The 26984-nt window shown below is 69.3% G+C and carries 30 protein-coding genes and 1 pseudogene; 19 read left to right on the top strand and 12 right to left on the bottom strand.

Annotation, left to right across the window (positions count from 1 at the left end; translation table 11 throughout):
* Positions 1-17 precede the first annotated feature (17 nt).
* From KF823_12825 to KF823_12835, 3 genes are read right to left on the bottom strand one after another with little or no spacing between them, the layout of a single operon-like run.
* Positions 18-695, bottom strand: coding sequence for an ABC-2 transporter permease (locus KF823_12825; GenBank protein MBX3726787.1), 678 nt, complete (start codon positions 693-695; stop codon positions 18-20).
* Positions 692-1576 (bottom strand): ABC transporter ATP-binding protein, encoded by an 885-nt coding sequence (locus tag KF823_12830; GenBank protein MBX3726788.1) that lies wholly within the window; start codon positions 1574-1576, stop codon positions 692-694. Before KF823_12830 ends, KF823_12825 begins: the two co-directional genes overlap by 4 nt.
* Positions 1573-1953 carry a GntR family transcriptional regulator gene (locus tag KF823_12835; GenBank protein ID MBX3726789.1) on the bottom strand — a complete coding sequence of 127 codons (381 nt, stop codon included), beginning with the start codon at positions 1951-1953 and terminating at the stop codon, positions 1573-1575. Before KF823_12835 ends, KF823_12830 begins: the two co-directional genes overlap by 4 nt.
* A 285-nt stretch (positions 1954-2238) precedes the next feature.
* Here KF823_12835 and KF823_12840 point away from each other — a divergent pair, with 285 nt between their 5' ends.
* The 5 genes from KF823_12840 (at position 2239) to KF823_12860 (ending at position 4127) form a co-directional block, all read left to right on the top strand.
* A complete protein-coding gene (locus KF823_12840) occupies positions 2239-2526 on the top strand; it encodes a BrnT family toxin (protein ID MBX3726790.1) in 288 nt (95 codons plus the stop codon).
* Positions 2519-2833 carry a hypothetical protein gene (locus KF823_12845; protein ID MBX3726791.1) on the top strand — a complete coding sequence of 105 codons (315 nt, stop codon included), beginning with the start codon at positions 2519-2521 and terminating at the stop codon, positions 2831-2833. Before KF823_12840 ends, KF823_12845 begins: the two co-directional genes overlap by 8 nt.
* 143 nt (positions 2834-2976) lie before the next feature.
* Complete coding sequence (locus KF823_12850) at positions 2977-3210, top strand: hypothetical protein (protein ID MBX3726792.1); 234 nt, start codon at positions 2977-2979, stop codon at positions 3208-3210.
* Between the two features lie 91 nt (positions 3211-3301).
* Positions 3302-3859, top strand: coding sequence for a GNAT family N-acetyltransferase (locus tag KF823_12855; GenBank protein MBX3726793.1), 558 nt, complete (start codon positions 3302-3304; stop codon positions 3857-3859).
* A 79-nt stretch (positions 3860-3938) separates the two neighbouring features.
* Positions 3939-4127, top strand: a complete 189-nt coding sequence (locus tag KF823_12860; GenBank protein ID MBX3726794.1) for a hypothetical protein — start codon at positions 3939-3941, stop codon at positions 4125-4127.
* Positions 4128-4405: 278 nt separating this feature from the next.
* Here the strand turns inward: KF823_12860 and KF823_12865 are convergent, their stop codons facing one another.
* Positions 4406-4870 (bottom strand): DUF1203 domain-containing protein, encoded by a 465-nt coding sequence (locus tag KF823_12865; GenBank protein MBX3726795.1) that lies wholly within the window; start codon positions 4868-4870, stop codon positions 4406-4408.
* A gap of 632 nt (positions 4871-5502) precedes the next feature.
* On the opposite strand from KF823_12865, the gene KF823_12870 reads away from it, so the two are divergent.
* From KF823_12870 to KF823_12905, 8 genes and pseudogenes are all read left to right on the top strand, one after another.
* The gene (locus tag KF823_12870) at positions 5503-5835 is read left to right on the top strand and encodes a VOC family protein (protein ID MBX3726796.1); all 333 of its coding nucleotides are present in this window, start codon (positions 5503-5505) and stop codon (positions 5833-5835) included.
* 95 nt (positions 5836-5930) lie between these two features.
* Positions 5931-6446 carry a GNAT family N-acetyltransferase gene (locus KF823_12875; protein ID MBX3726797.1) on the top strand — a complete coding sequence of 172 codons (516 nt, stop codon included), beginning with the start codon at positions 5931-5933 and terminating at the stop codon, positions 6444-6446.
* 307 nt (positions 6447-6753) lie between these two features.
* A pseudogene (locus KF823_12880) lies at positions 6754-7071 on the top strand (nucleotide pyrophosphohydrolase).
* A gap of 587 nt (positions 7072-7658) precedes the next feature.
* Entirely contained in the window at positions 7659-8021 is a 363-nt protein-coding gene (locus KF823_12885; GenBank protein ID MBX3726798.1) for a hypothetical protein, read from the top strand.
* Positions 8022-8726: 705 nt separating this feature from the next.
* Positions 8727-9140 (top strand): membrane protein insertion efficiency factor YidD, encoded by a 414-nt coding sequence (yidD, locus tag KF823_12890; GenBank protein ID MBX3726799.1) that lies wholly within the window; start codon positions 8727-8729, stop codon positions 9138-9140.
* A 333-nt stretch (positions 9141-9473) separates the two neighbouring features.
* On the top strand, positions 9474-10010 hold the full coding sequence (locus KF823_12895) for a DUF924 domain-containing protein (GenBank protein ID MBX3726800.1): 537 nt from the start codon (positions 9474-9476) through the stop codon (positions 10008-10010).
* Between the two features lie 268 nt (positions 10011-10278).
* On the top strand, positions 10279-10977 hold the full coding sequence (locus KF823_12900; protein MBX3726801.1) for a class I SAM-dependent methyltransferase: 699 nt from the start codon (positions 10279-10281) through the stop codon (positions 10975-10977).
* 373 nt (positions 10978-11350) lie between these two features.
* A complete protein-coding gene (locus KF823_12905; protein ID MBX3726802.1) occupies positions 11351-13633 on the top strand; it encodes a phospholipid carrier-dependent glycosyltransferase in 2283 nt (760 codons plus the stop codon).
* A 229-nt stretch (positions 13634-13862) separates the two neighbouring features.
* Here the strand turns inward: KF823_12905 and KF823_12910 are convergent, their stop codons facing one another.
* Together KF823_12910 and KF823_12915 are read right to left on the bottom strand one after the other, a co-directional pair.
* Positions 13863-14153, bottom strand: coding sequence for a HigA family addiction module antidote protein (locus KF823_12910; protein MBX3726803.1), 291 nt, complete (start codon positions 14151-14153; stop codon positions 13863-13865).
* A gap of 14 nt (positions 14154-14167) precedes the next feature.
* Positions 14168-14449 carry a type II toxin-antitoxin system RelE/ParE family toxin gene (locus KF823_12915; protein MBX3726804.1) on the bottom strand — a complete coding sequence of 94 codons (282 nt, stop codon included), beginning with the start codon at positions 14447-14449 and terminating at the stop codon, positions 14168-14170.
* Between the two features lie 270 nt (positions 14450-14719).
* Here KF823_12915 and KF823_12920 point away from each other — a divergent pair, with 270 nt between their 5' ends.
* From KF823_12920 to KF823_12930, 3 genes are all read left to right on the top strand, one after another.
* Positions 14720-15046: a chorismate mutase gene (locus tag KF823_12920; protein ID MBX3726805.1), complete on the top strand. Its 327-nt coding sequence runs from the start codon at positions 14720-14722 to the stop codon at positions 15044-15046.
* A 277-nt stretch (positions 15047-15323) separates the two neighbouring features.
* A complete protein-coding gene (locus tag KF823_12925; GenBank protein MBX3726806.1) occupies positions 15324-15566 on the top strand; it encodes a DUF1272 domain-containing protein in 243 nt (80 codons plus the stop codon).
* A gap of 61 nt (positions 15567-15627) precedes the next feature.
* A complete protein-coding gene (locus KF823_12930; protein ID MBX3726807.1) occupies positions 15628-16065 on the top strand; it encodes a GNAT family N-acetyltransferase in 438 nt (145 codons plus the stop codon).
* Positions 16066-16187: 122 nt separating this feature from the next.
* On the opposite strand, the gene KF823_12935 is transcribed toward KF823_12930, so the two are convergent.
* Complete coding sequence (locus KF823_12935) at positions 16188-17777, bottom strand: amidohydrolase family protein (protein ID MBX3726808.1); 1590 nt, start codon at positions 17775-17777, stop codon at positions 16188-16190.
* Positions 17778-18212: 435 nt separating this feature from the next.
* Here KF823_12935 and KF823_12940 point away from each other — a divergent pair, with 435 nt between their 5' ends.
* The 3 genes from KF823_12940 (at position 18213) to KF823_12950 (ending at position 20150) form a co-directional block, all read left to right on the top strand.
* Positions 18213-18515, top strand: coding sequence for a hypothetical protein (locus KF823_12940; protein MBX3726809.1), 303 nt, complete (start codon positions 18213-18215; stop codon positions 18513-18515).
* 257 nt (positions 18516-18772) lie between these two features.
* Complete coding sequence (locus KF823_12945) at positions 18773-19669, top strand: hypothetical protein (protein MBX3726810.1); 897 nt, start codon at positions 18773-18775, stop codon at positions 19667-19669.
* A gap of 13 nt (positions 19670-19682) precedes the next feature.
* The gene (locus KF823_12950) at positions 19683-20150 is read left to right on the top strand and encodes a DUF5063 domain-containing protein (protein MBX3726811.1); all 468 of its coding nucleotides are present in this window, start codon (positions 19683-19685) and stop codon (positions 20148-20150) included.
* Between the two features lie 179 nt (positions 20151-20329).
* Here KF823_12950 and aspS read toward each other — a convergent pair whose 3' ends face one another.
* From aspS to KF823_12975, 5 genes are all read right to left on the bottom strand, one after another.
* Positions 20330-22093, bottom strand: a complete 1764-nt coding sequence (aspS, locus tag KF823_12955) for an aspartate--tRNA ligase (GenBank protein ID MBX3726812.1) — start codon at positions 22091-22093, stop codon at positions 20330-20332.
* A gap of 577 nt (positions 22094-22670) precedes the next feature.
* Positions 22671-23300: a hypothetical protein gene (locus KF823_12960; protein MBX3726813.1), complete on the bottom strand. Its 630-nt coding sequence runs from the start codon at positions 23298-23300 to the stop codon at positions 22671-22673.
* A complete protein-coding gene (locus tag KF823_12965) occupies positions 23297-23632 on the bottom strand; it encodes a zinc ribbon domain-containing protein (protein MBX3726814.1) in 336 nt (111 codons plus the stop codon). Before KF823_12965 ends, KF823_12960 begins: the two co-directional genes overlap by 4 nt.
* 606 nt (positions 23633-24238) lie before the next feature.
* Entirely contained in the window at positions 24239-26143 is a 1905-nt protein-coding gene (locus KF823_12970) for an ATP-binding cassette domain-containing protein (protein MBX3726815.1), read from the bottom strand.
* A gap of 372 nt (positions 26144-26515) precedes the next feature.
* A complete protein-coding gene (locus KF823_12975; GenBank protein MBX3726816.1) occupies positions 26516-26800 on the bottom strand; it encodes a hypothetical protein in 285 nt (94 codons plus the stop codon).
* Between the last annotated feature and the right edge of the window lie 184 nt (positions 26801-26984).

A 26984-nucleotide genomic window follows, 5' to 3' on the forward strand; every position in this document is an offset into this window, starting at 1 on the left:
GTGCGAGTGGCGACCTGTCAGTAGAACGCCGGCTTGCGCGCGTGATGCCAGGTGGTGGCGGCGATGATCGCCAGCGCCAGCACCGCCAGGCTGGCCAGGATCGCCACCGCCGGCGCGGTCCAGACCACGGCGTCCTCGCGCACCCGGTCGTTGATCGCCGGGATCTGCGACAGCGCCATGATGTAGGGGTTGATCAGCACCATCGAGGCGATCATCCCGAACGTCGCCCAGCCTTCGGACTGCACCGACATCGCCACCGCCCAGGACACCGCGAAGGCGAACAGCAGCCAGGCGAAGATCAGCAGTGCATAGACGAACAGGCCGTCGGGCAGCGGCGTGAACAGCACCAGGCCCAGGGTGCCGGCCAGCAGCACGAGGAAGGGCACCAGGAAGGTGAGCAGGTTGCCGGCCAGCTTGGCCGCCGTGAAGTCGGCCGGCGACACCGGCAGGCTCATCACGAAGGCCAGGGTCTGCTCCTTGCGCTCGACCACCAGCGAGGTGGAGATCGAAAAGCAGGCCGCCGAGACCAGCACGATGATCAGCATCAGCGAGCCGACATAGAAGGCCCAGGGCCGGGCCACGCCCAGGAAGCACAGCGCGACGATGCCGGCCAGCACATAGATCGCCAGCTGCTTGCGGAACAGCTGCCAGTCCTTGGCGACCAGCAGCCGGATCACGGGGATGTTGAGGCTCATGCCACGGCTCCTGTGCGGACGGCGGATACGAAGATGTCTTCCAGGCTCATCGGGTCGTCGCGCTGCACGGCCAGGCCCTGGGCGGCCAGGCGCGCGGGCAGGTCGGCATGCCAGTCGCGCACCTTCAGCTCGACCAGGCTGCCGTTGGCGCGGGCCACGGCGACCTCCGGCCAGGCTTCGAGCCCCGTCGGCAGGACGCCCTGGCAGAGCACCCGGCGCCAGCGTTCCAGAAAGGCATGGCGGTCGGCACAGGCGACCAGCCGCCCCTCGTGCACGAAGGCGATGGCATCGGCGAGCTGTTCGACATCGTGGGTGTTGTGCGAGGAGAACAGCACGCTGCGCCGTTCGTCGCGCAACACCTCGGCGAGCGCCTCGAGCACCTCCAGGCGGGCGACCGGGTCCAGGCCGGTGGTCGGCTCGTCGAGCAGCAGCAGGCGTGGCCGGCGCGCCAGGCACAGCAGCAGCAGCGCCTTGACGCGCTGGCCGTGCGAGTAGCCGTCCAGCACCTGCTGCGGGCGCAGGTCGAAGCGCTGCACCAGTTCGGCCGCGTAGTCCTCGCGCCAGCCGGGGTAGATGGCGGCGATCAGGTCCATGTGCCAGCGCAGCGTCTGGCTGCGGTAAAGGCGCATGTCCTCGGAGGCGAAGCCGATCTCGCGCCGGGCCGCCACCTGCCCTTCCGGCATTCGATGGCCCAGCACGACGACTTCACCGGCATCCGGCGCGGCCAGCCCGGTGAGCATGCGCAGCAGGGTGGTCTTGCCGGCGCCGTTGACGCCGACCAGGCCCATCACCTGGCCCTCCGGCAGGTCGAGGCTGACGTCGCGCAGGGCGAAGTGCGGATAGCGCTTGCCGATGCCGGACAGGGAGAACGCGAGGCTCATGGCTTGGATCCTGGCGGTGGGGCGGAGCCGGGCACGCTGCCCGGTGCGGAATCGAGGGCCCGGGCGACCCGGGCGAGCACCTGCGCGCGCGACATGCCCAGGCGGGCGGCGCAGGCCAGCAGCGCGTCGAGCTGGCGCTGCAGTTCCTCGTGCATCAGGGCCACCGGCAGGTCGCTGCGCTCGGCGACCACCGAGCCCTTGCCCTGCCGGGTACTGATCACCCCGGCCCGCTCCAGCTCCTCGTAGGCGCGGCGCACCGTGATCACGCTGGTGCCGCTGGCGGCGGCCAGCTCGCGGATCGACGGCAGCGCCTGGCCGGCCGGCCAGTCGCCGGCCATCACCTTGGCGGTGACCTGGTCGACGATCTGCTGGTACATCGGCCGCGGATCGCTGGCGGAGAGGAAGAAACGGGGGTCCACGGGGTCACTGTGCCTGTTAGGTATGCACAGTATGCACAGTCTGGGCGGGATGGCAAGTGCCAGGGCGACCGGTCAGCTCGGCCTGCCGCCGCGCCCTTGACCTGGGGTCATGGCAACGCGCCACGGCGGCCCACAGCGGAGTTCGCAGCGCATCCATTGCGCCGGGTCAGTTCCGCGCGCAGCGCCGAGGACTACTGTCGTCGCCTGAAGACAATCGGCACACAGGGTGTTAGCCTTGTGGCCATGAAGCCGTTCCGGTGGCCGACCGACAAGAACGATCTGTTGAAGGCCGAACGCGGCATCTCCTTCGAGGAGATCACCGTCGCCGTGGGAGCTGGGGCGCTTCTCGAAATCGTGCCGCACCCCAACCCGAAGAAGTACCCGCGCCAGAAGGTCATGGTGGTGGAAATGCTTGGCTACGCCTACCTGGTTCCTTTCGTCGAGGAAGACGACCACTTCTTCCTGAAGACGATCATCCCGAGCAGGAAAGCCACCCGCGAGTTCATCGCCAAGGAGTCAGACGATGCCTAAGCTGGACCCCTACGAGACCGAGATCCTCGAAGCCTACGAAGCAGGCAGCCTCAAGCCCGCTGCGGGCAAGGCCGAGCTTCAGCGCATTCGCGCCGCGGCACGGGCCACGGCCATCAAGGACAAGCGGGTGAACATCCGGCTTTCCTCTGTGGACCTTCTGGGCATCCAGGCCAAGGCACTCGAGGAAGGCATGCCCTACCAGACGCTCATCGCCAGCGTTCTGCACAAGTACGTCACCGGCAGGCTAGCCGAGAGCCGGCCGGCCGCAGCGGGCGGCAAGCGTCGAACGACATCGCGTTCGAGCTGACGCGGCGGGCGAAGCCGCGAGCCGCGGGCGCGCTATCGGGCGCATCATCCGAGCCGATTGCGGCAGCGATCCTGACCTGAAATTTGTTGCCTGGCCAGCCTCTACCCGCAGGCCATCACGTTCCACAATCCTGGCCGCCACGCATGAAACTCCCCAGACTCCGAAGCAAGCCTGGAGTTCTCCTGGGTCTGGTCGCCCTGGTGGCCGGGCTGGGTGCAACCATCTACGCCAGCGTGGTGGTGGGCAGATACGGCTTCCAGGTCTCCGGGCGGTGGAATCCGAACCAGTTGGAGAGTGGCGGTGCGCCGCTGTTCTTTCTGATCGGCATTGCCCTGGTGATCTATGGATGTGTGGCGCTTTGGTTGCATCGGCGGTAGCGTCCAACCATTCGCCCCAACCGGCGTCAGGAATCGGCCTAGCGATTTCCCCACGGCCACTCCGCGGGTCTCTATCCAGGCATCCGCCGACATGAGCAGCCACAGCCCAAGCCCCCTGGACATCATCGTCAGACCGCTCACCCGCGATGACGCGCCCGCCCTGCACGCCGCGGTCCGCAACTCCATCGCCTCCCTGTCGGCGACGTTTCCCTGGTGTCATCCCGGCTACGGCCTGGCCGATGCGCAGGTCCGGGTCGCCCACTGCGAGGCGGCCTGGGAACGTCGGTCCGAGTTTCCCTTCGGGATCTTCGACGCCCGCGGCCAGGTGCTGCTGGGCTGCGTCGGCCTCAACCAGGTCGACGCCGCCCACCGATCGGCGAATCTCGGCTACTGGGTGGGCGAGGCGCACCGGCGCCGCGGCGTTGCCGTGGTGGCCGCCACGCAGGTCGCGCGCATCGGGTTCCATCAGTTGGGCCTGGTGCGAATCGAGATCGTGACCACGCCTGGCAACCACGCAAGCCAGGCGGTGGCCGAAAAGCTGGGCGCGACGCGGGAAGCGGTGGCCCGCAACCGGCTCGTGGTCCGGGGCGTGCCGACGGCCGCCATCGTGTACTCGCTGGTGCCGGAAGACCTGGCTGCCTTGGAGTGACGGCCAGGAAGCGAACGCAGTCCATCTCTACCCGGCTATGGTTCCGCCCTCCCCTGCCAGCCCTGCAGTCGACCCATCCATGGACCTTGCGCTGTTCGATTTCGACGGCACCATCACGCACCGGGAAACCATGCCCGATTTCCTGCGCGCTGCCGTCCGCCCCGCCCGGCTGGCCGTTGGCAAGCTCCTCTTCGCACCCCTGGTGCTCGGGTCCAAGACCATGCGCAATGCTGGATGTCCGGGCGACCATGAGCGCAAAGCACGATGATCAAGCAGTCTGCTGCGGCGCCAGGTTTCACCAGGCACTGCGCGCCCAGGCATCTCGTCGAGACAACCGGAGGACAGCCCTGTCGAGGATTGGCCGTCTGCGCAGTGAAGGCACCGGGAAGGAGTACGGTGTGATCCGCCTCCAGCTTGGCAAGGCTCGATAGGCTCCCGCCGGGGATACAGGCCGATCGGGCAGCGCAGCACGGCGACGCCCGGCACCTGGTTCCGCTGCGACAGGAATACCCAAACATCGGACGCAGTCGGGCGGTCGCCGACCGCCTACGCCCGGTCAACGCGACACTGGAAGCAGTTGAACCTGGAGCGAACATGCACGTAGGCCACCTGCGGGTCGCCGAGGATCCTTTGGCATGCGGCCGTCAGTTCGCCGCCCGAGACCACAGCGCCAGTCTCGTACCTGATCCAATCGTCGGCGCCGTAACCACGAATGACCGCCGGGGTGAGATGGGCGAACCAAGCTGGCAGACGATCACTCTCGTATCTCGGGCATTCTCCCGCATGCAGAAAGATCGGCCCGACCTCGGCGTACGGTTGCGCGGTGTCGAACGGGCGGTAGCCCAGAACAAGCTTCCGGTCACCCTCCGCTATCAGCCCCAAACAGTGGCGGCACGGGTTCATCGGACCCTCCGCCACGCGATGCAGGGCGGGCTGCCCATTCGCGTCGGCACGGCCAGCGCGCAGATGGCGGGCGTGTTCGGTCGGAATCCCTTGGACGGAGAGTTTCACAGGCGCTCCTCGTAATGGTTGGTCCGGCACAGATTCCATCATTCCCGGCCACGAAAATCGCGCCGCTTCCGGACACGTCATTCTTCGCGAGTGGCGACCGCCGGACGGGTCCGGCGTAGTGCCGGCCGCCCTGCCCTTTTCTGGTAGATACGGAACGACCGCCTGGGCTTATCGACAGGCCACAGGACGGACCTGGCCGCGTATCGCGTCGTGCCCAGACTGGTTGCCCACCGTGTCCGTGGCGGCACTTTGTCCACCCGTTCCTTTCGCCCCGACATCCCCTGAAGCGACCACACCGACCCTGCACCGGCCAACCCCTCGATTCAGGCCGTGCGCATGCGCATGGCGAGTCGGATGGGTAGCGCCAACAGGCTGGTCATCCAGAGGTCACCTCGACAGGCCGTGATCTCGACCAAGGGACTTCCACATGCAACACTCGAACCGGCCGAAGGTTCGTTGCTTGCCGAGAATCTGACTCCCCGGTCAAGCATGCGTCCGGTCCGGGTCGTTACCGGAAGCGCAAAGCGCTCCCTGCCGTCACGGCAGGCGGCGCGGGCGCTGGTTCACGCCTGGCCTGCTGCCCGGGTCGGCCTGACAGGGGCACTGTTCGCCAGGAAGACCTCGTACGCAGCATGAAGATCGAATCCGTCTCTCCCGTCCTGTCGGTCGGCGATCTCGTGGAATCGATGGACTTCTACCGCCACTTGCTTGGCTTCGACCTGGCGTGGTCGTGGGGCGATCCCGCCGACATCGCTGCTGTCTGCCGGGACGGCGTGGAGATCACGCTCACGCAACGCCCGGGAGGCAAGCCCGCGGGCGCGTCACACATCCATCTGGTCGTGACCGGTATCGACGCGTACCATGCGTCTCTCGTCGCTGCGGGCGTGACGATCCTCGTCCCGAGGGGGATCGGCCGTACGGCATGCGGGACTTCCGCATCGCCGACCCCAGTGGCAACGAACTGAGCATCGGACAGGTCATGGCGATCGCCGGCAATGCCTGACCATGCAACCAGGTTGCACCCGCTGTGCGGGCCGGAACCACCCAGGCGCCAGGATCGATGACACGCAACGTTTCCGTTCGCGAAGCCGTGGAAGACGATGCAGCGGACCTGCTGGCGCTGCGTCACGTGCTGCTTGGCGAGACGGAGTACATGCTGTGGGGGCCCGGGGAATTCGACGGCTCCGTGCAGGATGAGCGTCAACAGATCCGGCAACTCAACGCCTGCCCGAACGCCCGGTGCCTGGTGGCCACGGACGACAACGCGCTCGTCGGCTTCCTGCATGCGATGGGCAGTCCGGTGGTCCGGCTCCGTCACGCGACGACGCTTGCATTGGGCGTGCGCCGCTCGCACTGGGGCCATGGCGCAGGCTCCGCACTGCTCGCCGAGGCGTTGGCCTGGTCCCGCTCCGCTGGGCTGGTGCGCGTGGAACTGACGGTGCACACCACCAATGTCCGCGCCGTGGCGCTGTACCTGCGTCACGGCTTCGAGATCGAGGGCACACGACGCAAGTCCCTGCAGATCGGGGACCGGTACGTCGACGAATACCTCATGTGCCGCACGAATGATTTCTGATGCGCCAGCCGGACCGCCGCGTCGCCGCCGCATGCCTTCAGCGCCCGGTCACGAATGGGACAGGTAGAGGCCGGCCGATCGGGCGAGGCATTCGGGGCACGGTCCGGGGCGACGAATCCCCTCGCGTCGACCTGTCTGATCCGGACGGGTCTGCGGCTGGCCGCCTGCGCACCGCGATCGGCGTGCCTGCGGACCCTGCATCCGCGCGCACGGGTAGCCAGGACGGGCCTGACGCCGTACCGTCAGGTCCAGCCAGCCCACCAGGCCACTCCTCGACGCGGGCTGTCCCGGCAAGGAGCAGAACGACATGAAACTCAGCGACCTCGAAACCGCGGCATTGCAGTTGAACCGGCTGTACGAAGAACTCGAGACCAGGCGGCATGGGCGGGCCTGGACCACGACTGAGCTGGCCCTGGGCTTCATGGGCGATGTCGGCGACCTGGCCAAGCTGGTCCAGGCGCACGCCGGCGTCCGCGACATCGACGACTGCCAGGAAAAGCTGGCCCATGAACTGTCCGACTGCCTGTGGTCGATCCTGGTGCTGGCCGACAAGTGCGGCGTCGACCTGGAGGCGGCCTTCGTCAGGAACACCTCGGAGATCGCGGCGCACGTGACCAGCCAGCTCGAAGCACTGCCGGACGCCGTTGGCGCAGACGCCGACCCGGACGGCGGCGCCGCGACGACGCAGGGCGTCCGGGTCAGCCTGTCCGATCTCGAGCTCGCCTTCATGCTGAAGGATGCGGCGCCGGGCGAGAACGAGGTCTTCATCGACCTCGTCACCGGCGCGACCCATGTCCGGTCGCCCTACGCCGACGACGAGCCGCCGCTCCCGGACGACATCGACGACGACACGCGCTATGTCGAGCTGCCGGACAAGCGCGAACTGGACCTGGGCCGGGACCTGGTGTTCGACTTCGTGGGCAAGGTCGCCCCGCACCTGGCCGATGCGGTGCACTCGGCGTTCGCCCGGCGCGGCGCCTACCGGGCGTTCAAGGCCATCCTGGAGCGGAATGGCCTGCTCGGGATCTGGGACGCCTTCGAGGACGAGGCCACCAAGGCGGCGCTCACCGGCTGGGCGCAGGAACAGGGCTTCACCGTGGTGACCGGGGAAGGCGACTGATTCCGCCCGGAGAAGGGGCATCGCCGGCACGCTGCGACGCCCGCGTTGCCGGCCGGGTCGCACATCCCCATCAGCCGCCTGCCGGGCACGGCTTGCGGCACGCCCTCGCCGTCGCGGCGCTGCTGCTCGCCCTTGGCGGCTGCGCGCTCCGGGGCCCGCCCAGTTGCGTCCCGGCCCTGTTCCCCCTGGGCGATGCCGGCGACATCCCCAAGTCCCCGCTGATCCACCTGCGCCGCGCGCCCCCGGAAGCAGACGCGCTGCTGGCGCTGCTCGAGCCCGCCGAACGCCAGCCCGATCTCAACGCGCCCACCCGGGCCGCCTGGTTCCGCACCGAATCCGGCCTGCTGGTCTACCACGTCGGCACCTCGATCGTCGGCACCTGGATCGGCTTCGTACGCTCCGCCGAGGGCTGGACGAAGCTGCCCAGCGACCTGATGCTGGCGTGCCTCGACTAGCAGGCTGCGGTGTCAAGGACTCAGTGCGGTCTTTCCGGATCTCAGAATGGCGCCTGGCGGCTGCACTCGATACGCTTCCTTCGACGGTGGTTGGAGCTCAGGACTCGGAGCACGATCTGCACCCCTCTCCCGCGACGCGGGAGAGGGGCTGGGGAGAGGGTGGTGTTTCGGAGCCGCTACGCCGGTGGCTCGTTCGCGAGCGAAAAGGAGATCGCGGCCAGGTCCATCGGTGCGCGCTGTCGGGAACTGCCCTCTCCCCCGCCCCTCCCCCGCATGCGGGGGAGGGGAGAAGTGAGGTGCTGCGGCATTCGCCCTTCGCCCTTCGCCCTTCGCCCTTCGACCTTCGCCCTTCGACCTTCGCCCTTCGCCCTTCGACCTTCGCCCTTCGACCTTCGACCTTCGCCCTTCGACCTTCGCCCTTCGACCTTCGACCTTCGACCTTCGACCTTCGACCTTCGACCTTCGACCTTCGACCTTCGACCTTCGACCTTCGACCTTCGACCTTCGACCTTCGACCTTCGACCTTCGACCTTCGACCTTCGACTCGGGACTTGGGGCTTGGGATTTGGGACTTGGGGCTTGGGGCTGGACACTGGGGGTCGGTGGGCGCCGGCTTGACGCTGCCGGGAAGCAAGTAGGCCACCTGCCTGGTATACGCTGGTGGCCGTTCAACGCGTCGCCTCGCGCGGTCATCAGGCCCTGACAATGGCTCGCTCCCTGTATTCCCCGGCAGCCTTGATCGTTCTGGGCGCCATCGCGCTCTACCAGCGGCATCTGTCGCCACGGAAGGGTTTTTCCTGCGCGATGCGCGTGCACGCGGGCGGGCCGTCGTGCTCGGCCGCGGTCGCGTCGCTGGTTCGGACGCATGGCGTATTCGGCGCCCTTCCCCTGGTGGTGGAACGGTTCCGGGCGTGCGCGGCGGCAGCGTCCGCGCATGCGCAGCAGGCCACGGGAACCGCCAGCCGACCCGTCGCGGCGGGCGATGAGCACCCCGCCGACACGGACGCGACGCAGGATGGCCGCGATGCGTCGCCGGGTCTGAAGGCCGTGGGCACCGGCGTCTGCGCAGCGGAAGGCGCCTGCGCCGGCTGCGGCATTTTTTCGTGGCTTTCCGGGTAGGACTTGCGCGGGCAGATCGCCAGCCCCGTGCACCGTCGACAACAGGCCGCAGTCAGCGGCCATGGGGCTGGCCGTGGGTTCGCCGACACTCCGGCCCGGCACCGGGTTCCGGGGGGCATGCCGGGTGCGCTGACGCGGTTGAGGATCTGCCCTGTCGGCTCCAGCAGGTTCCAGGCCGCACCGAGACTGCGACCAGGGCAGACGTCGGAACGCCTCGCCGACCAACCGCTCGTCCGTTGCAGGGCGACCGACACGCACGACGCTGGCCCTTGACGCACGCCGCATCGGCGGCACACCCTCGGGGCACCCGCACGGCCTGAGATGAGCGCGCCCATGCCCAGCGAAGTCCTGGATTTCTGGTTTGACGAGATCGACCCCAAGGCGTGGTTCGCCTCGGACCCGGCGTTCGACGCGACCCTGCGGCAGCGGTTCGGCAGACTGCTGCAGCGCGCAGCTGCCGGCGAGCTGTACGCCTGGCGGGAAAGCGCGCAGGGACGCCTCGCCGAGATCCTGGTGCTGGACCAGTTCTCGCGGAACATCCACCGCGACACGCCACACGCCTTCGCGCAGGATCCCATGGCCCTGGCGCTGGCCCAGGAGGCGGTCGCGGGCGGTGCGCTGCAGGCGCTCGATGCCGTCCGGCGCAGCTTCCTGCTGCTGCCCTACATGCACAGCGAGTCGCGCCGGATCCATGTCGTCGCCGAGGCGCTGTATCGGGACCACGCGCCGGCGAACAACTACGATTACGAGCTGCGCCACAAGGCGATCATCGACCGCTTCGGCCGCTATCCGCACCGCAACGAGATCCTGGGACGGGCATCCACGGCCGAGGAGCAGGCCTTCCTGCTGGAGCCCGGGTCGCGGTTCTAGGCAGCCGCCGGCAGTCGAGCGGGGCGGATGCCGCGGTCGGCGGCCGACCCGCTTGGATGCGTGCTTCGGACTCGGTTCGACCCCGCGCGGGCATGCGGCCCGCCGCATGGATCGCCTGTACCGCCGCTGCCGGCCGGGGGCTTCGCCTCCTGGACGAATCGCACCGCGCGATCCTCGCACCGCCTATCCTGAGTCCCCTTCGATGGACGCAGACCGCGCCCGCCGCGCGCCGCCCCCTCCCCGACTCGACCTCCCGGAAAGCGACCCCATGGACCGCAAGCAACTGGAATCCACCTTCGACGGCCAGGCCGCCACCTACGACCAGCAATGGTCGAAGCTGGCCAGCTTCCGCGACGGCATGCATCTGCTGCTGACCGTCGTCTTCAGCGAACTTCCCGACGACGCGCGCATGCTGTGCGTCGGCACCGGCACCGGCGCCGAGATTCATGCCCTGGCCGAGCGCTTCCCGGGCTGGCGGTTCGTGGCGGTGGAGCCCTCGGCAGGCATGGTCGCCGCGGCACGGCAGCGCGCGCAGGCGCATGGCTACGCCGCGCGCTGCATCTTCCACACCGGCTACCTGGACACCCTGCCCGACAGCGGCGCCTTCGATTGTGCGAGCGCCCTGATGGTGTCGCAGTTCATCCTGGACAGGACCGAGCGCACCGGCTTCTTCGCCGACATCGCCCGCCGCCTCAGGCCGGACGGCATCCTCGCCAGCGCCGACCTGGCCGCCGACGTGCGCGCACCCGGGTATTCGGAGCTGCTGGCGGTCTGGATGCGCACCCTGGCGGCCGCCGACCTGTCTCCCGAACGCATGGCGCAGATGCGCGAGGCCTACGACCGCGACGTCGCCATCCTGCCGCCGCAGGACCTGGAGGCGCTCATCGCCTCGGCCGGCTTCGAGCCCCCCACGCGATTCTTCCAGGCCGGGCTCATCCACGCGTTCTACGCCCGGCGTGCGGCCTGATCCCGACCGGGCCTTGCGGGGGTAACCGTTACGGGGACCCGGAGGGCGTGGGCTCGCGCTTCATCCAGTCGGCCGGGACTTGTCCGCGCGGCCGGCCAATGCGGGACCCGCGTCGACCGCCGACAACCCATCGCGCCCCTGCGCATGCGGGCACAGCCGTGGCGATCCCGACCTGCGGCATCGCTGTCGCCCCGGACGGCATGCATTGATCGTGCCGGAGGCGCGGTTCGGCCCGATGCGATGGGCGTGACCCTCAAGCGCCGCTCAGGTGGACTGGATTTCGGACCCGGCAGGCACCACAGGCTTTGAACCCGATGGCCCCGGTCGCCGGCATTTCCCGTACCGAATGCAAGCCCCGCCGCCAGGTCCCACGATGTCCCTGCCCGCCCGCCCCACCCAATCCGCCGATCGCCGCAGGCAGCCGGCCTGGCTGGTACCGGCCGTGCTGGTCGTCCTGGTCCTGCTGGCCGTGCTGCGCTCGCAGCTCGGCACCCGGCTGGACAGCTTCACCATCGACGAGCCCTGGCACATCGTCGCCGGCGCCAGCTACGAGCGCACCGGCGACTGGCGGCTCAACCCCGAGCATCCGCCGCTGACCAAGCGCTGGGTCGGCGTCTGGATGCCGGAATCCCTGCTCGCCCTGCCGCCGCTGGAACCGCTGGTCGACAAGACCCAGGAGCGCGACTACGTCGAGCGTATCGTCTATCTCGACAACGACGCGTTGGCGATCCAGCAGCGCGCGCGGCTGGCGATGTTCGCCTTCAACGGCCTGCTGCTGTTGCTGACCGGCCTGCTCGCCTGGCGCATCTTCGGCGCCGTGCCCGCGGTGGCGCTGGTCGGCCTGGTGGCGCTGGAGCCGACCCTGTCGGCACACATGCCGCTGGTGATGACCGACCTGCCCCTGGCCCTGACCCTGATGCTCGCCGCCTGCTGCGCCGGGCTGCTGGCCAGCGACTGGCGCTGGCGCTCGGCGCTGCTGGCCGGCCTGGCCATGGGCCTGGCGCTGGCGACCAAGCATTCCGCACTGGCCGGCCTGGCCGCGCTGGGACTGGGTCTGGTGCTGGTGCTGGCCTGGCAGTCGCGCCGCGCCGGTGTGCGGGAATCGATCAGGCGCCTGGGCCAGCTGCTGGTCGCCGCCCTGCTCGCCGTCGCCGTGCTCTGGGCCCACTACGACTTCCGCTTCCACACCAGCCCGGACGGCAGCGACCCGTTCAACCGCGAGATCGGCGCCAAGATCGGCGACCTGAACCGGCCGGTGCTGCGCACGCTGCTGGCCACCGCCGACGACCATCGCCTGCTGCCGCGTCCCTACCTGTGGGGCCTGGCCGACACCTTGCGCGCCGGCGTCGAGGGGCGCGGCCAGGTCGCCCATCTGCTGTGGGGTCGGCAGTACATCAACGAGACCCCCTGGCACGTCTGGCCCAGCCAGATCGTCTCCAAGCTGCCGCTGGCGACCCTGCTGATGCTGGCGCTGGCGCTGGCGGTTCTGCTGCGTGCCCGCCTGGGCCGCGGCGAGCGTGTCGACCGGGTGTCCCATGGGTCCGCTGCTGCGGCCGCCGGGCTTCGCACCGGGGCGTCGTCAGCGCCTGCTGGTCAGCCCGACGCGGTGCCGGTGGCGCCCTCGTCGTCAAGCGGAGCACCGCCCGCACCGCAACGCGATCCCGACGGTCTCGCGGCGCGTCCCCATGATGCCTCCGGGCTGGCCCTGCTGATGGTGCTGATCATGGCCGGCGGCCACCTCGCCGCCCTGGCCGCCTCGCAGGGCGCCTATGCCGGCATCCGCCATGCCCTGCCGGTGGTCCTGGCCCTGCTGCTGGTGATCGCGCTGGCGCTGCGCCAGGTGATCGTCGAACTGCGCGCGCCCGGCGCGGCGCCGCTGGCGCGGTTCCATGCTGCCGCCTTCGCGGCGCTGCTGACCACGTTGCTGGTCGCCACCCTGCCCGAGCCACGCCTGTACGAGTTCCACAACCGCCTGGCCGGCGGCAGCGAGAACGCCTGGCGCAACTTCTCCAACGAGTCGGTGGACCTGGGCCTGCGCTTCCATGAGATCCGGGCCTTCCACGACCAGGTGGTGGTCGACGGCGAGCTGCCGTTCTACGGCAGCCGGTCGCGCCAGACCGAAGGCGCCGGCATGCGCATCCGCAACCTGGTGGAGTCGCTCGACGACGACAACGTCGACGGCGTCTACGACGGCTATTTCCTGATCCGCATGGGCGCCCTGCTGCCCTGGCCCGCCTACGACTGGGACCCCGACACCTTCTACGCGGAGACCGAAGAAGCGTTCCGCGCCGGCAACATGCAGGTGCGCAAGGGCCGCATCCGCGACCCCCGCGCGCGCGCCAACAGCATCGCCGGGCGACTGTTCGACTACATCTACCGCGACAACGGCGACGACTGGGCCATGGTCATCCGGCGCGGCACCGAAGTCCTGGCCGTCGACCCCAGGATGGTCGCCGGGCACATCGAGATCGGCAACGCCCATGTCCGCCTGGGCCAGCGCGAGGGCGCCCTGGCTGCGTACCGGGCCTTCGTAGACCAGACCCTGGTGCCCGCGGACCCGGACTTCGTCGCGCAGGTCCGCCAGCAGATCGCGCGGATCGAGGCCAGCGAAACCCTGGACGGCATCGCCCCGATGCGGCAGCCGTTCCTGGAGTAGGCCGGCGGCGGCAACGCGCCAGGCTTGCTTTCACCCTGGCGTAAACTGGCCTCGCCCTGTTCGCCAGGCATGACGACGGATGGGGCCAGGTTCGCGTGCGCCCTGCCGGAAGTGAACCTGACCCCGTTCTCTGCGCCTGCCAGTGCGACGGCACCGCACTTCTCCCCTCCCCCGCCGTGCGGGGGAGGGGCGGGGGAGAGGGCCGGCCGCCCCGGCAGCTGCAAGGGGGTCAGGCCGCCACGCGCCGGATGCTCTTGACGGCCGCACCCAGGGCGCGATGCGCCTCTTCCAGGTCATGGTCCGCCTGCAACCCGAGCCAGAAGCGCTCGCTGGTCCCGAGCGCCGCGGCCAGGCGCACGGCGGTGTCGGCCGTGATGCTCCGCTTGCCCAGCACGATCTCGTTGATGCGCCGGGGCGGTACGCCGGCGGCGCGCGCCAGCGCGTTCTGGCTGATGTTCAACGGCAGGAGGAACTCCTCCAGGAGCACTTCGCCGGGGTGGATGTTGGGCAGGGTTTTCATGGCTGAGCTCCGGATCAGTGGTAGTCGACGATCTCGACGCCATGCGCATCGCCATCCTTCCAGCGAAAGCAGATGCGCCATTGGTCGTTGATGCGGATGCTGTGCTGGCCCTTGCGCCCGCCCCTCAATGCCTCCAGCCGGTTGGCCGGCGGGATCCTCAGGTCCTCCAGCGAGCTGGCGCTGTTGAGCATGCGCAGCTTGCGACGCGCGACCTGCTGGATATCCGCCGGCAAGCGCCGGGATCGCGTTCCCTGCCAGATGCTCTCGGCTTCACGGTCGGCAAAGTCGCGAATCACGGGGCAACCATAACGCCGTGCGTCATATGACGCAAGCCGTCATGACTGGCTCCGGACCGGGCGCCTGGGACCCGGAAGCGCCGCGATTGCCGACAGTTCCGGCCGGAGGGCGCCCTCCGGCATGCGGAACACGTTCGCCTGCGCCCTGCCGGAGGTGGCCCCGACTTCGTTTGCCCAGGCCATGGTCGCCGGCGCCCCCATCGACGAAGGCCACGATTGCTACCATCTTGCCGGGGGCAAACCTCACCCGAACCGGACTACAGGATTGGCATGGCCAGCAGCGAAAACCCCATCCAGCCATGCAGCTCCCTGGAGCAGGTTCGCTCGCATATCGACCGCATCGACCGGCAACTGGTCGGCCTGCTCGCCGAGCGCGGCGCCTACGTGAAACAGGCCGCGGCGTTCAAGACGACCACCGCCGACGTCCGGGCACCCCAGCGCGTGGAACAGGTCGTCGCCCGGGCGGTGGCGCAGGCGCATGAGCTGGGCGCCGACCCCAAGGTCACCGAAATGGTCTACCGCGCGATGATCGCCGCCTTCATCGCATCGGAGCTGGCCGAGCATGCCGCGCTGCACGCTGCACCGAGCCAGGACTGAGGACCAGGTCGCCGGGCCGTCGAACAGGGCCATGCAGCCTTCGCCTTGCTGGAAGTGAACCTGACCCCGATACCGAGATCATGTATCGTCCCGGGCACATCGGCGAGGAGTGACGGATCGCCGAAATCGAATACGCCGGGGGCGGTTCCATGCGCCGGATCCTGGCCGCCGAGGGACTCCGGGCGTGGCGCCGTGGGCCGCAAGCCGGCCCGGGCTCGACGGCCGGTCGCCGGCCCCGGACGCGCCCCCCGGCGAAGCCCCACGCAGGAGACTGGACGTGCTGCAACTCCGCCCGAACTGCGAGTGCTGCGACAGGGAACTGCCCCCCGAGGCCGAGGCCTTCATCCGCACCTTCGAATGCACGTTCTGCGCGGCGTGCGCCGCGGACGTGCTCGGGGGGGTGTGTCCCAACTGCGGCGGCAACCTCTGCCGGCGGCCGGTCCGGCCGCCCCCCCTGCTCGTGCGGTACCCGGCTTCGACGGCCCGGGTCGGCAAGGCGCGCGGCTGTGCGCCCGGCTGAGTCGTCGGACCGCGCCGACCCGGCGTCGCCAGCCGGACCGACCGGCGGCAGGGACGAACCGCTGCTGCGGATCAGCACGGACCGGGCGGAACTGGATCGCAACCTGATCCATCGCTTCCTCAGCGAAGCCTCCTACTGGGCGCGGGGCATCTCGCGTTCTCGGGTCGATCGCGCCATCGACAACGCGCTTTGCTTCGGCGGCTTCGTGGGTTCGGCCCAGGTGGCTTTCGCGCGCGTCATCACCGACTACGCCACCTTCGCCAACCTGGTCGATGTGTTCGTGCTGCCGGACCATCGCGGCAAGGGCCACAGCAAGGCGCTCCTGGCCGCCGTGTTCGGCCATCCGCAGTTGCAGGGGCTCAGACGTTTCACGCTGGCCACCTCGGATGCGCATGGGCTGTACGCGCTGTTCGGCTTCGCCCCGCCCCGACGCCCGGAGACGCTCATGGAGCGCTACGACCCGGACGTCTACGCGCCGGACGTCGACGCCCCGGGCTGACCGTCGCCGACCGATGGGGGTCGGGTGCGCCTTCGTCCGGTCGAAGGTGGACCTGGGCCTGTTGCCCTGAAGGGCGGTCGGGCTGGCTTTCGCCCTGGCGGAAGTGAACCTGACCCCGTTTCTCAGCGCGGCAGGGTGCCGACGTCGGGCAGCCGCTCGATGCCTTCGGCGCGTTTGGCGTCGGCGACCATGCGGCGGACGTCGGCGAGCAGGGCGCGGGCGTCGTAGAGGATGCCGTCCTTGATGGTGTAGCGGACGCCGCCGACGCGGACCGGTTCGTTGTCGGCGCTGACGCGCACGGCGCCGGTGCCGTACAGCACCTTGAGGTCGGCCAGCGGGTTCTCGGCGACCACCACCAGGTCGGCCAGCTTGCCGGCCTCGATGGAGCCGATGCGGTCGGCGGCGCCCAGGGCCTCGGCGCCGGACAGGGTCGCGGCGCGGATCACCTCCAGCGGGTGGAAGCCGGCCTCGCGCAGCAGCTCCAGTTCCTCGATGTAGCCGAAGCCGTAGGTCTTGTAGATGTAGCCGGAATCCGAGCCGACCGTGACCCTGCCGCCGTGGTTCTTGTAGTCCTCGATGAAGGCCATCCACAGCGCGTAGTTGGCGCGCCAGGCGGTCTCCTGCTCGCTGCCCCAGGCGAACCAGAACGAGCCGTGGGCGCGGCGGTTGGGCGCGAAGAAGCGCCACAGCGCCGGCAGCGTGTAGTCGGCGTGCCACTCGGCGGTGCGCGCGCGCATGAAATCGCGGGTCGCCTGGTAGATGGTGAAGGTCGGATCCAGGGTGAGGTCGAGGGCGATCAGCTCGTCGCGCACCGCGTTCCATTTCTCGCTGCCCGGCCGCGCCGCCTGCGCCCACAGCCGGCCGGCGTTCTCGAAGCGGTGCTGCTCGTCGCCGTAGTTGTAGTCGGCCGGGTAGTCCTGCACGGTGCGGTCGACGAACAGCGCCTCAGGCAGCCCGTACCAGTGCTCCATGGTGGTCAGGCCCCAGCGCGCGCTGGTCAGCACGTTGACCCGGCGCACGTCCATCTGGGCGTGGTGGGTGGCGGTGCGCAGGCCGCGCTCGCCGGCCTCGCGGATCGCCGCCTCCATGATGTCCGGCCGGTAGCCGAAGAACTTGATGCCCTCGGCGCCGCGTCGGGCGACTTCGCGCACCCACTCGCGCGCCTGCTCCGGCGTGGTGAACGGCCCGTCCCGGCCCTGCCCGAAGAACACATAGGGATGGATGCGCGGCGCGGCGATGGCATTGGCGGCGCTGCGCTCGCGCTCGCGCAGGCACCAGTCCAGCCCGTTGCCGCAGCCCGGATCGCGCACGCTGGTCACGCCATGCGCCAGCCACAGCCGGTACACGTAATCCGCCGGCGTGCCCTGCTCGCGCCCGCCGATATGCCCGTGCAGGTCGACGAAGCCCGGCAGCACGTAGTGCCCGGCCAGGTCGATCTCGCGCCCGCCCGCCTCCAGCTTCGGCCGCCGATCCTCGTCAATCGCCACCCCCGGATAGCCGACCCCGGCGATCCGCTCGATGCGGTTGCCACGGATGACGATGTCCACCGGCCCATTGGCCGGCGCCCCGGTGCCGTTGACCACCGTCACCCCGCGCAGGATGAGCTGCGGCCAGGGGCCTTCGCCGGTGTCGCGGTCGGCGCCGGGGGGAATGGCGGCGGGGGTGGGGAGGCTGGGCAGGAGGAATAGGAGAAGGGCGAATAGGCGGGGCATGGATGGGCGCGAAGTGGTGAGTGTCGAGATGCTACAGGGTGCAGGTTTGTCGGCCGGGCCGCTGGCCGCTCGGCACGGGCGGAACGGCGCAGGGTGGCAAGCGAGTAACGCATTCGGGCAACTGATGATTGCGTCCGCATATCTAAGGCACCGGGACTGTGGGCAACCCCAGACAAGTTTCAGGGGAATAGGCGTCGGTCTTCTGCACAGCAAACTCGCCTGCTTGCGTCCAAGCTCCGCCGATGCGACGATTCCACCACGCCACTTCTACTGGCCGGGAAAGGCGGACGGACTCAGGAGGATTGGCCGCGCCCCCGCTTTTGGGCAAATAACTGATTTTGCAGACTACCTCACCACCCGTGCCCCAATCTCCGCCTGCTCAGACGCTCTCGGTTCTGCGGCATCTTTCCGTCTAATGGTAGTTGGGTATCGAGCATGGCCCTCATCAACCTGCAGCTTGGCATTGAAAAGCCCAATAACGTGTACCGCCTAGTGTTGGGGATGGAATCAGTACCCTCATCGCATGGCGATGACGTGCATTACCTTCTGCTCCACGCAATCGTGAACTGGCACGAAGGCGAGCTGCAGCGGGAGATCTTCTGCATTGCAATGCAGTACTCGGACATCCTCGGTGAATTTGTCAACGTGTCCCAACCGGCACACATAGCTGTTGAAGACCTTGATACGCTTCAGGAGCATTTCGCCTCCTTCATCCGAAGGCAAAGACAATCTCAGTAGGGAGTGTAAGTACCGTGGCTGTCAATTCGTTCCGACCGCGAAAGTACGAAGACCATGAAATCGTCGACTCCAACGGCAAGGTCGTTGGCCACATCCGTGTAAAGCCGAGCGGTGTGCTTTGGTCTCCTAAGAATGGAAAGGACTGGTACGGCATTTCTTTGGCGCAGTTCTCCAAATTTGTCGAAGAGAATGGCAAGAAGCAGTCTAAGTAGACCTCAGTCGCAACCCAATATGCGTTCAAGCCGACCGTTGGTGGGATGGCTGGCTTCAAGAATGCTGCCGACCAGTGGCTTAGAGCGGCGCTAGAAGGAATCAGGGAGTCCATCGCCGTGGAGTCATACAAGTTCGAAATGAAGGGACGCGCGTTCGACGGGAGTGACCGTTTGGACAAAGTCGCTGCCGGCCTGACTGCACTCCAGCACGTTTTCGATGACCAGTTCCGTGCACTGACGGATAGGAGGCGTCTTTCTGATCGATTCAAGCGAGGATGGAGGAACCTCATGAAGTACGCAGTGACGTTATCAGCTCTTTTGGCGCTATTGGTCTTGGGAGCCTGCTCTGCAGAACAATCTCCTGCTTCTTCCGAGCCCAACGAGCGAACGTCAACGACAAATCCAGGTGATTTCGCAGATCTTATTGATGCCGGGATTCTCGCTGTCGTACGGGCCAATGGCAACGGAAGCTCTTCGGGAGCTTCCATGGAAGGAATCATCCAGAACTCTTCCTCAAGACCTGTTCACGTCGACATTATCATGTCCAGGCCCGTCTTCTTTCGAAACGGAGGGCGAGGACAGAACATGATCGCATCCATGATCCTCAATGGAGACAACAGCTATTCACAGTCTCGAGGCAATTCATTTGTTTCCCTCAGGCCCAACGAGCAAAGCGGCGTCAAGTTCATCGCCTACTGCGCCGACTTTGAGAAAGATAATCCAACCCCCAGTGAGACCTTCACTGTCGACACCGCTCCACCCCATCTTGTTAATGTAATGAGGCGTGTGGCAGCTCATGCCCGCGCAAATCCAGACGCGGACTTCACTGTTCCAGCTCAAGTCGCTGTATGGCTCGCGCAAGGTGTCAACTCGGCTGAGATCGCGAAACGATTTCCTTTCACTGCCAGTGACGAAGTTCTTGCACGAAGTTTCCTCCAGTAGGCAAGTTGAGGTCATGGTTGTCGACGTACGACAACTGCAGGACTTCGTCCGTACCGCCCGCGCCTATTGTGCGTGGGCGGAGGAGCCTGCGCTGTCCAACGACGAGGACATGGCAACGGCCGCGCGGCTCCTGGCCAGGCTGTGTGCCGAAGCTTACGAACTACCGGCATGCTTCGACGACGAGAATGCGCCGGACGTGCCGCGCGAACAGTGGGAGGCGGTGAGCCGACGGTTTGCCGCGTTGCCTTTCGACTGCTACGTGTCTTGCGCCGCGCCATCCAACCTCGAGTCACCGGAGCCTGTGGCGGGCTATCTCGCCCATCACCTCACTGAGATCTGGAGCGACTTGCGGGCTGGGCTGGCCCTGTATGACAAGGGAAACGAGGCATCGGCCGCCTGGGAGTGGAGGGAATCGTTCCACAGCCATTGGGGCCGGCATGCGACGAGCGCACTGCACGCGATCCACTGCTGGCGCACATAGACTTCGGCTTTGCGCCCGGTGGCTCGTTGCGGCTCACCTCGCATCCTCCGCTGACGGAAGGAGCAGGACGGCAGGGCGTCATCGCGCCCCCCTTGCACAAGCAAGAGAGGCGGGGCTTCGACCATCATTCGCGCTGACCTTGAGCGCGATTCCTGCTGGCGTACGCGCCTCTCCACCAATCAGCCGGCGGGCTTCCTCACCCGCACATGCACCTCCGCCAGCTGCCCCTCCGGCACCGCCGACGGCGCTCCGGTCATCAGGCACTGCGCGGTGGTGGTCTTGGGGAAGGCGATGACGTCGCGGATGGAGTCGGTGCCGGCCAGCAGGGCGGCCATGCGGTCGATGCCGAAGGCGATGCCGCCGTGCGGCGGGGCGCCGTACTTGAGCGCGTCCAGCAGGAAGCCGAACTTGGCCTGGGCCTCGTCGGCGCCGATGCCGAGCAGGTCGAACACGGTGGCCTGCAGGTCGCTGCGGTGGATGCGGATGGAGCCGCCGCCGATCTCGTTGCCGTTGAGCACCATGTCGTAGCCGCGGCTGACCGCGCCGGCGGGGTCGGCGCGCAGCTGGGCGATGTCGTCGACCGCGGGCGCGGTGAACGGGTGGTGCAGGGCCACGAAGCGGCCGGCCTCGGCGTCCCATTCGAACATCGGGAAGTCGGTGACCCACAGCGGCGCCCAGGTGTTGGCGACGCGGCCCAGGTCGTGGCCGGCCTTCAGGCGCACCGCGCCCATGAAGTCGCAGACCTGCTGCCACGGGCCGGCGCCGAACAGCAGCAGGTCGCCAGCCTGGGCGCCGGTGTCGGCCAGGATCGCCGCCAGCACCGGGGCGTCCAGGAACTTGGCGATCGGCGAGTTGACGCCTTCGATGCCCTTGCCGGGGTCCTCGACCTTCATCCAGGCCAGGCCCTTGGCGCCGAACTTCGCGGCATGCGCGGCCAGTTCGTCGATCTGCTTGCGCGACAGGGTGGCGGCGCCGGGCAGGCGCAGGGCGGCGACGCGGCCGCCGGCGTCCTCGCCGGCCCAGTCGGCGAACACCTTGAAGCCGCAGCCGCGCACGGCGTCGGCGAGGTCGACCAGTTCCAGGTCGATGCGCAGGTCGGGCTTGTCCGAGCCGAAGCGGCGCATGGCCTCGGCCCAGGGCAGGCGCGGGAACGGCGCCGGCAGCTCGGCGCCGGCGACGGCGCGGAACACGTCGCGCACCATCGCCTCGACGGTGTCCTGGACATCGCGTTCCTCGACCCAGGCGAACTCGATGTCGAGCTGGGTGAACTCCAGTTGCCGGTCGGCGCGCAGCGCCTCGTCGCGGAAGCAGCGGGCGACCTGGTAGTAGCGGTCGAAGCCGGCCATCATCAGGATCTGCTTGAACAGTTGCGGCGACTGCGGCAGCGCGTAGAACTCGCCCGGGTGCATGCGCGCCGGCACCAGGAAGTCGCGGGCGCCCTCGGGGGTGGCCTTGGTCAGGATCGGCGTCTCGATGTCCTGGAAGCCGCGCTCGTCCAGCCAGTGGCGCAGCGCCTGCACCAGGCGGATGCGGGTGCGCATCATGCGCTGCATCTCCGGACGGCGCAGGTCCAGGTAGCGGTAGCGCAGGCGGATCTCCTCGCCGGGGTTCTCGTGGGCGTGGAAGGGCAGCGGCTGCGCCTTGTTGAGGATCTCGATGGATTCGGCGACCAGCTCGACGCGGCCGGTGCGGATGCGCTCGTTGACGCTGTGCCGGGCGCGCACGGTGCCGGTGACGCGAAGGCAGTCCTCGTAGCCGACCTGGGCGGCGGTGGCGAACACCGCCTGGTCGGGCTCGGCCACCACCTGCAGCACGCCCTCGTGGTCGCGCAGGTCGATGAAGCAGACGCCGCCCAGGTTGCGGGCGACGTCGGCCCAGCCGCACAGGGTGACGGTCTGGCCGATCAGGGCCTCGTCGACGAGGCCGCACAGGTGGGTACGCATTTCAGGGCCGATCCGGAACAGGGGAACCGCGCATGTTAGCAAGGGCGGGACCGGGGACCGGGGACCGGGGACCGGGGACTGGGGACTGGGGGCTGGGGGCTGGGGGCGGCCTGCGGCAGTGCGGGTGCGGCCGCGGAATCCGGGAAGCGCAGCGCGCTTTGCTCCCCTCTCCCCCGGGAGAGCGGCCGGGGGTGAGGGCCGGGGCTTGCCATGGTCTTCATCGCCGCCGGCCCGGCAACGCGCTGGTCGAAGCGGCCCTCTCCCCCGCCCCTCCCCCGCCCGCGGGGGAGGGGAGAAGTGCAGTGCCGTCGCAAGGGGACAATCGCATGCACGGCCGCCCTGCTTCGCCCGCCCCGCCCGCGGGGGCGAGGACAAGTGCGGTGTCGTGGTCGGTTAGGGCCGCCGAACCCGGAAAGCGCAGCGCGCTCTGCTCCCCTCTCCCCCCGGGAGAGGGGCCGGGGGTGAGGGCCGGGGCTTGCCGTGACCTTCATCGTCGCGGGGTCGCCGTGCGCGTGTGCAGGCCGGCGCGCAATCATGCGGCGGCCGTGGGCGCCGGGCCGGAGCCCGGCGGCGGACTTCAGCGCACCGCGGCTTCGATGAAGGGCGGCGGCGGCGGCTCGACGGGGATGCGCAGGTCGAATTCGACGCGCAGTCGGCGGCCTTCGTGGCGTTCCTCGAACACCAGGCGGCGCTCGGGGTCGTGGGCGATCAGCCAGCGGGCGTCGGCGCCGCGGGCCGGCTGGTCCTCGCGCAGGAACAGGGCCACCGAGCGTTCCTCGATGGGGAACTCGACCTCGCCCGGGGCGGCGCCGGCCTGGCCGCGGCCGCCGTAGCCGCTCAGGGTGGCCTCGGTGCCGTCGTCGGCGTGGTTGAGCACGCGCAGGTCGACGTTGGCATCCGGCGTCGCCACCAGCAGCAGCACGCGCGAGCGGTCCTCGCCCAGGGCCAGGCCCAGCGCCTTGATGCCGGGCTCGCAGGTGCGCACGGACAGGATCAGGGGGGTCTGCTGCCAGGCCGGATCGACGCCGGCCGGCTCGTCGACCGCGACGGCACCGGCGAAGGCGGCGCCGCACAGCGGCTCCAGGGAATCGAACAGGGCGATCGCGGCGGGCGGCGGCACCGGGGCGGTGCCCTGCGTGGCGTTCTCGCCGCCGCGGCAGGCGGCCAGCACCAATGTCGCGGCCAGGACCGGCCAGGCGGCCCTCACGAGGCGGCTCCGCTGCTGGCGGCGGCGGGCGCCGGGCTGGCGGTTGTGGAGGCGGCCGGCGCGGGCGTCGCGGGCGTCGCCGCCGGCTTGTCGCCGCTGGCCGGGGCGCTGCCCTCGTCCTTGCCGGCCAGGTTGCGCTTGCGGTCCTTGTCGGACTTGAAGTCGGTCTCGTACCAGCCGGCACCGGCCAGGCGGAACGAGGGCGCCGACAGCCGGCGCTTCACGGTGGACTGGCCACAGGCCGGGCAGGCCGACGGGTCGGCGTCGGACATCTTCTGCAGGCGCTCGAAGCCGTGGCCGCAGGCCGTGCAGTCGAATTCGTAGATGGGCATGGGCAGGTCTCCATGGATCGGTCCGGGCCCCAGATGGGGTCCGCAGGCACGCCGGACAAGGCCGGGGCGGCCGCGAAGGATGCCACAGGCTGGGGGGACCGGGGACCGGGGACCGGGGACCGGGGACCGGGGACTAGGGACTAGGGACTAGGGACTAGGGACTAGGGACTAGGGACTAGGGACTAGGGACTGGGGACTAGGGACTAGGGACTAGGGACTGGGGACTGGGGACTGGGGACTGGGGACTGGGGACTGGGGACTGGGGACTGGGACCGGGGACCGGGGACTAGGGACTGGGGACTCGGGGATGGCAACTCGGTGATGGGGAATCGGGGACGGGGGCTGCGGACTCTGGACCGGGCGCAGGCAGCGGGGGCCATCGATCCAGAGGCGGAGCGCGCTTTGCTCCCCTCTCCCCCTGGGAGAGGGGCCGGGGGAGAGGGTCGGGGCTGGCCAGGATCTGCATCGCTGCGATTCCAGGCGCGCGCGCTGGCCGCGGCAGCCCTCTCCCCCAGCCCCTCCCCCGCCCGCGGGGGAGGGGAGAAGTGCGGTGCCGGCGCTCGCCGGTGGCGTCTGCCCGTGCAACGCCCACCGCGGCGGCACGGGTCAGATGGAGGCTTCTTCGAGGGTGCCGGAGACTTCGAGCCAGTCTTCTTCGAGGGTGCCCTGCTCGGCGACCAGGCGGCCGCGTTGCTGCAGCAGTGTGGCGACGGTGTCGCCGCCGGCGGCGTAGACGGTGGGGTCGGCGAGCTGGGCCTCGCAGGCGGCCAGTTCGGTGGCCAGGGCGGCCAGGCGCTGTTCGATGCGTTGCAGGCGGGCGCGCAGGGGGCGCTGGGCCTCGCGCTGGCGGGCGGCGGCCTGGCGGCGGGCGCGGGCGTCGGGGGCGCTGGTGTCGGCGGTGGCCTCGGCTGCGGTTTCGACGGGGGGGACGCTGCCGCTGCGGCCGCGCAGCCAGCGCGCGTAGTCGTCCAGGTCGCCGTCGAAGGGCTCGACGCGACCTTCGGCGACGCGCCAGAAGGTGTCGCAGGCCAGACCGATCAGGTGGCGGTCGTGGGCGACCAGGACCAGGGCGCCGGGGAAGTCGGCCAGCGCCTCGGCCAGGGCCTCGCGCATGTCCATGTCCAGGTGGTTGGTCGGCTCGTCGAGCAGCAGCACGTTGGGCTGGGTCCAGGCGATCAGGGCCAGCGCCAGGCGCGCGCGTTCGCCGCCGGAGAAGCCGTCGACCGCCTCGTAGGCGCGCTCGCCGGCGAAGTTCCAGCCGCCCAGGAAATCGCGCAGGCGCTGCTCGGCCACGCCCGGCGCCAGCGGCCGCAGGTGCTCGATCGGGCTGGCGCCCTCGCGCAGCGACTCGACGGTGTGCTGGGCGAAATAGCCGATACGCAGGTCGCGGTGCGCCAGGCGCTCGCCGGCCAGCAGTGGCAGGTCGCCGACCAGGGTCTTGACCAGGGTCGACTTGCCGGCGCCGTTGGGACCGAGCAAGGCAATGCGCTCGCCCGGTTCCAGCGCGAAGCGCACGCCGGTCAGCACTGGGCGCGGCGCGCCGGCATAGCCGGCCTGGGCGTCGTCCAGGCGCAGCAGCGGCGACGGCAGCCGGTCCGGCGTGGTGAACACGAAGCGGAACGGGCTCTCGGCGCGCACCGCCTCGGTGCCGGCCAGCTTCTCCAGGCGCTTGACCCGCGACTGCGCCTGCTTGGCCTTGCTGGCCTTGGCCTTGAAGCGGTCGACGAAGGCCTGCAGGCGGACCCGCTCGGCCTGCTCGCGGTCGTGGGCGATCTGCTGCTGGCGCAGGTGCTCGGCGCGCTGCCGCTCGAAGCCGGTGTAGTCGCCGGTGTACAGGCGCGCGCGGCCGTCGTCGATGTGCACGACGTGGCTGCACACCCCGTCCAGGAACTCGCGGTCGTGCGAGATCACCAGCAGGGTGCCCTCGTAGCGGCGCAGCCAGTCCTCCAGCCAGACCACGGCGTCGAGGTCGAGGTGGTTGGTCGGCTCGTCGAGCAGCAGCAGGTCGGACGGCGCCATCAGCGCGCGCGCCAGGTTCAGGCGCACCCGCCAGCCGCCGGAGAACTCGCGCACCGGCGTGGCATGGGTGTCGGCACCGAAGCTCAGGCCGTGCAGCAGGCGGCCTGCGCGGGCGCGGGCGTCGTAGCCGGCCAGCTCGTCGATGCGGTGGTGGGCGGCCGCCGCCGCGGCATGGTCGCCAGCGGCGGTGGCACGTGCCTCCTCGGCCAGCGCCGCGGCCAGCGCGGCATCGCCGCCGATCACGTAGTCAATGGCGGCATCGGGCAACGCCGGCGTTTCCTGCGCGACCGTCGCCACCCGCTGCCCCGCCGGCCGCTCGATGGCCCCGGCATCGAGGTCCAGCTCGCCCAGCAGCGCCGCGAACAGGCTGGTCTTGCCGCAACCGTTGCGGCCGACCACGCCCACCCGCCACCCCGGATGCAGGGTGATGTCGACACCGGACAGCAACAGCCGCCCGCCGCGCCGCAGCGCGAGGTCCTTGAGACGGATCATGGCGACATGATAGCCGGGCGCCGGTGCGGGCTCGCCGGACAGCAGGGCCGCGGCGCGGGCGATGGGACGGCTGGCGCGCCGGGCTTCGGGTTCCCTGCCCGTCCACCGCATCACTTCCCGCTACGACCGCGCGAGCCAGGGATGCTGGCCACCCGGACACGTCGCGCGCGCCGGTCCGACGACGATCAAGTTCCGGGCAAGCGCCGGCCCTCTCCCCCGCCCCTCCCCCGCAGGCGGGGGAGGGGAGAAGTGCGGTGCCGTCGCACGAACGGGACAGGCGCTTCTGCTCCGGCTTCTGCTCCCGCTTCTGCTCCCGCTTCTGCTCCGGCTTCTGCTCCGGCTTCTGCTCCGGCTTCTGCTCTAGCTGCTGCTCTAGCTGCTGCTGTCGTTGTCGCTGCTGTAGCTGTTGGTATCGCTGCTGCAGCTGTAGCTGTAGCTGTAGCTGTAGCTGTTGCTGTTGCTGTAGCTGTAGCTGTAGCTGTAGCTGTAGCTGTAGCTGTTGCTGTTGCTGTTGCTGTTGCTGTTGCTGTTGCTGTTGCTGTTGCTGTTGCTGTTGCTGTTGCTGTTGCTGTTGCTGTTGCTGTTGCTGTTGCTGTTGCTGTTGGCGGACAGGATGTCCGCGCTTTTCCCGGGGCCCCACGCGGTCCGGCGGGGCACGGCCGGATCAGCCGCGCCGGAGGCGCGGACGGCGCCCGAGGCGCCGTCCGACGCGTGGGCCATGGATGGCCCTTGAGCGTCGGCCCGGACGGGACACGCGAACCCCACGGGCAGGATGCCCGTGGGGCGGACCGCCTGGGGCGCCCTTCTCTTTGGCTGGTGGTCTCTAGACTGGAGTGCAACA

This window comes from Lysobacterales bacterium, assembly GCA_019634735.1.
Classification (GTDB): domain Bacteria; phylum Pseudomonadota; class Gammaproteobacteria; order Xanthomonadales; family UBA2363; genus Pseudofulvimonas.